Source organism: Amnibacterium sp. (assembly GCF_025463795.1).
GTDB lineage: Bacteria > Actinomycetota > Actinomycetes > Actinomycetales > Microbacteriaceae > Amnibacterium.
Window position 1 is genome coordinate 1 of record NZ_JAODBE010000107.1, and the last position, 3,098, is coordinate 3,098.

The window sequence follows — 3,098 nt, forward strand, 5'->3', positions numbered from 1 at the left end:
AGGGCCGCCTCGGTCAGCCCCTGCGTCGCCGCCGAGGAGACGTACTCGAAGTGCGGGGTGCCGCCGCGGATGATGACGCCGAGCGCGACCGCCGCGTCCGCACCCGCTTCCAGCGCGGCCTGGGCGACGACCGGCAGCTCGAAGCTGCCGGGCACCGGGTACTCGACGACGGTCGCGCCGGCCGCCTCGAGTGCCCGGCGGGCGCCCGCGAGCAGCCCGTCCGCGATGCGCGGATGCCAGGTGCCGTGCACGACGGCGACCGTGAGCCCGCGACCGTCGACCGGCGTCTCGTCGGGTCTGCCCTCCGCGCTCATCGGGCGCTGCCCTCGGTCAGCTTCAGGTCCGCATCGTCGATGAGGTGACCCATCCGTGCGCGCTTCGCCTCGAGGTAGCCCTCGTTGACGGCGCCGACCCCGACGACGAGCGGCACGCGCTCGGTCACCCGCACGCCGTGGGCCTCGAGCTGCGTGATCTTGTTCGGGTTGTTGGTGAGGAGCCGTACGGAGGGGACGCCCAGGTCCTCGAGGATGACCGCCGCGGCGATGTACTCGCGCGCGTCGGCCGGCAGCCCGAGCGCGAGATTCGCGTCGAGGGTGTCCAACCCGTCCTCCTGCAGGCGGTACGCGCGCAGCTTGTTGACCAGTCCGATGCCGCGGCCCTCGTGCCCGCGGAGGTAGACGACGACGCCGCCCTCGGCCTGGATCGCGTCGAGCGCCGCGTCGAGCTGAGGGCCGCACTCGCACTTCAGCGAGCCGAACGCCTCACCCGTCAGGCACTCGGAGTGCACCCGGACGAGCGCATCCGGGCCCGGCGTGCCGACGATGAGGGCGACGTGCTCGTCGCCGGTCATCGCGTCGCGGTAGGCCCGCACGCGGAACAGCCCGTGGGTGGTCGGCAGCGCCGTCTCGACCTCGAAGCGGATCCGCGGAGGCGGGGGAGGGGTGCTGATCCCCACGCGCGTGCACAGCCCGGGGTTCGCGTCCAGGTGGTCGATGATCGCCGCGACGGTCGTGACCGGCACCGACTCGGCCTCGCCGAGGTCGAGCAGGCCGGGCATCCGGGTCATCGTGCCGTCGGGCGAGGTGATCTCCGCGATCGCGGCGACGGGGGTGAGCCCTGCGAGCCGGAGCAGGTCGACGGCCGCCTCGGTGTGGCCCCCACGGACTCGGACGCCGCCGTCGACGGCCCGGAGCGGCACGATGTGCCCGGGCCGGGTGACGCTCGCCGGGGTGGACGACGGATCGGCGAGCACGTTGAGCGTGTGCGCGCGGTCGGCGGCGCTGATGCCCGTGCTGTACCGGTCGGCGGCGTCGACCGTCACCGTGTACGCGGTGCCGCGCGGGTCCTCGTTCAACCGGACCATGGCGGTGAGCTCGAGCCGGTCCGCGATCGCGTTCGTCATCGGCGCGCAGATGAAGCCCGACGAGTGGTTCACCATCCACGCGACCGTCCCGGGCGTGGCGAGCTCCGCCGCGATGATGGCGTCGCCCTCGTTCTCCCGCCCCTCGTCGTCCGCGACGATCACGGGGCGCCCAGCGCGCAGCGCGTCGAGCACCTCCTCCATCGGTGCGAGCGCCATCAGGCCACCGCCGCCGGGACGAAGGCGAGCATCCGCTGCACGTGGCGCGCCAGCACGTCGGTCTCGAGGTTGACACGGCCGCCCGAGGTGATCGCGCCGAGGGTCGTCGCCTCGAGCGTCTCGGGGATGAGGCTCACCTCGAACCAGTGCCCGGCGTCGTCCCGGCCCACCGCCGAGACGGTGAGCGAGACGCCCGCGACGGCGATCGAGCCCTTGTCGACGACGAGTGGGGCGAGACCGTCGGGCAGCCGGAACCGCAGCACCCGCCAGGAGCCCTCGTCGCGCACCTCGAGCACGGCGCCGGTGCCGTCGACGTGACCCTGCACGATGTGGCCGCCGAGCCGGTCGCCGACCTTGGCGGCCCGCTCGAGGTTGACGTCGTCGCCGGGCTGCAGGTCGGCGATCGCGCTGACCGCGAGGGTCTGACCCATCACGTCGGCGGTGAACCGGTCGTCGCCGAACGCGACGACGGTGAGGCAGACGCCGGAGACGGCGATGGAGTCGCCATGGGCGGCGTCGGATGCGGCGAGCGGGGCTGCGACGGTGAGGCGCGCGCCGCCGTCGGGCGTCGTCTCCCACCCGAGCACGCGGCCGCGCTCCTCGATGATGCCGGTGAACATGTCAGTCCTCTCTGGGGACGGCGGGCGCCGTCCCGAAGGGATCGGGGGTGCCCGCGGGATGCGGGCGGGCGACGACCAGCAGGTCGGCGCCGAGCGTGCGCACCTCGCGCACGTCGAGCCGGAGCTGGTCGGAGATGGTGGCGACGCCGAGGCCGCCCGTCGCGACGCGGGGGCCGCCGAGCAGGGTCGGAGCGAGGTAGACCAGCACCTCGTCGACGAGCCCGGCGGCGAGGAACGCGCTGAGGAGCGTGGGGCCGCCTTCGAGGAACGCGGACGTGGCCCCGGCGCCGGCGATGGCCGCGAGCACGGCGTGCGGATCGTGGTCGCGCACGTGCAGGAGGGGGCGCGGATGGGCGCGGACGACCGCATCCGCCGGGAGATCCCGTGCGCCGACGACGACGGGCACCGGCTGGGCGGGCAGCAGGCCGCCGTCGGCCGCACGGGCGGTGAGGCTCGGGTCGTCGGCGAGTGCGGTGCCGGTGCCGACGACGATGGCGCCGTGGGCGGCCCGGCGGTGGTGCACGTCCTCGCGGGCCTCGGGACCGGTGATCCAGCGGCTCGAGCCGTCGGCCGCCGCGATGCGGCCATCGAGGCTCGAGGCCCACTTCGCGGTGACCCAGGGGCGGCCCGAGGCCACGGCGGCGAGCCAGTGCTCGTTCAGCGCCGCGGACTCGTCCGCGAGCAGGCCCTCCCTCACCTCCACGCCGGCGTCGCGCAGGCGCTCGGCGCCTCCGGCCGCCGGCCCGTGCGGGTCGCGGATGGCGAAGACGATGCCGGTGATCCCGGCCTCGATGAGTGCGACGGCGCAGGGGCCGGTGCGGCCGTGGTGGTTGCAGGGCTCCAGGGTCACGACGGCGGTGGCACCGGCCGCCGCGCCCGGCGCGAGCCGCTGCAACGCG

The 3,098-nt window shown here is 75.0% G+C and carries 4 protein-coding genes; all 4 read right to left on the minus strand.

Features of this window, described 5'->3' with window-relative positions; genetic code table 11:
* Nucleotides 1–314 (minus strand): 6,7-dimethyl-8-ribityllumazine synthase (locus JWQ92_RS09400; protein WP_297344195.1); only part of this gene is annotated, 314 nt, incomplete at its 3' end.
* Nucleotides 311–1,579 carry a GTP cyclohydrolase II gene (ribA, locus tag JWQ92_RS09405; RefSeq protein ID WP_297344196.1) on the minus strand — a complete coding sequence of 423 codons (1,269 nt, stop codon included), beginning with the start codon at nucleotides 1,577–1,579 and terminating at the stop codon, nucleotides 311–313. The genes ribA and JWQ92_RS09400, both read right to left, overlap by 4 nt.
* Nucleotides 1,579–2,199 (minus strand): riboflavin synthase, encoded by a 621-nt coding sequence (locus JWQ92_RS09410; protein ID WP_297344197.1) that lies wholly within the window; start codon nucleotides 2,197–2,199, stop codon nucleotides 1,579–1,581. Before JWQ92_RS09410 ends, ribA begins: the two co-directional genes overlap by 1 nt.
* A gap of 1 nt (nucleotide 2,200) precedes the next feature.
* Nucleotides 2,201–3,098: bifunctional diaminohydroxyphosphoribosylaminopyrimidine deaminase/5-amino-6-(5-phosphoribosylamino)uracil reductase RibD (gene ribD, locus JWQ92_RS09415; RefSeq protein WP_297344198.1), on the minus strand; the 898-nt coding region annotated here is incomplete at its 5' end.

Excerpts from the sequence above, each read along its gene's own strand:
- ribA (WP_297344196.1), bottom strand. The coding sequence starts at position 1,579 with ATGGCGCTCGCACCGATGGAGGAGGTGCTCGACGCGCTGCGCGCTGGG.
- JWQ92_RS09410 (WP_297344197.1), bottom strand. The coding sequence starts at position 2,199 with ATGTTCACCGGCATCATCGAGGAGCGCGGCCGCGTGCTCGGGTGGGAG.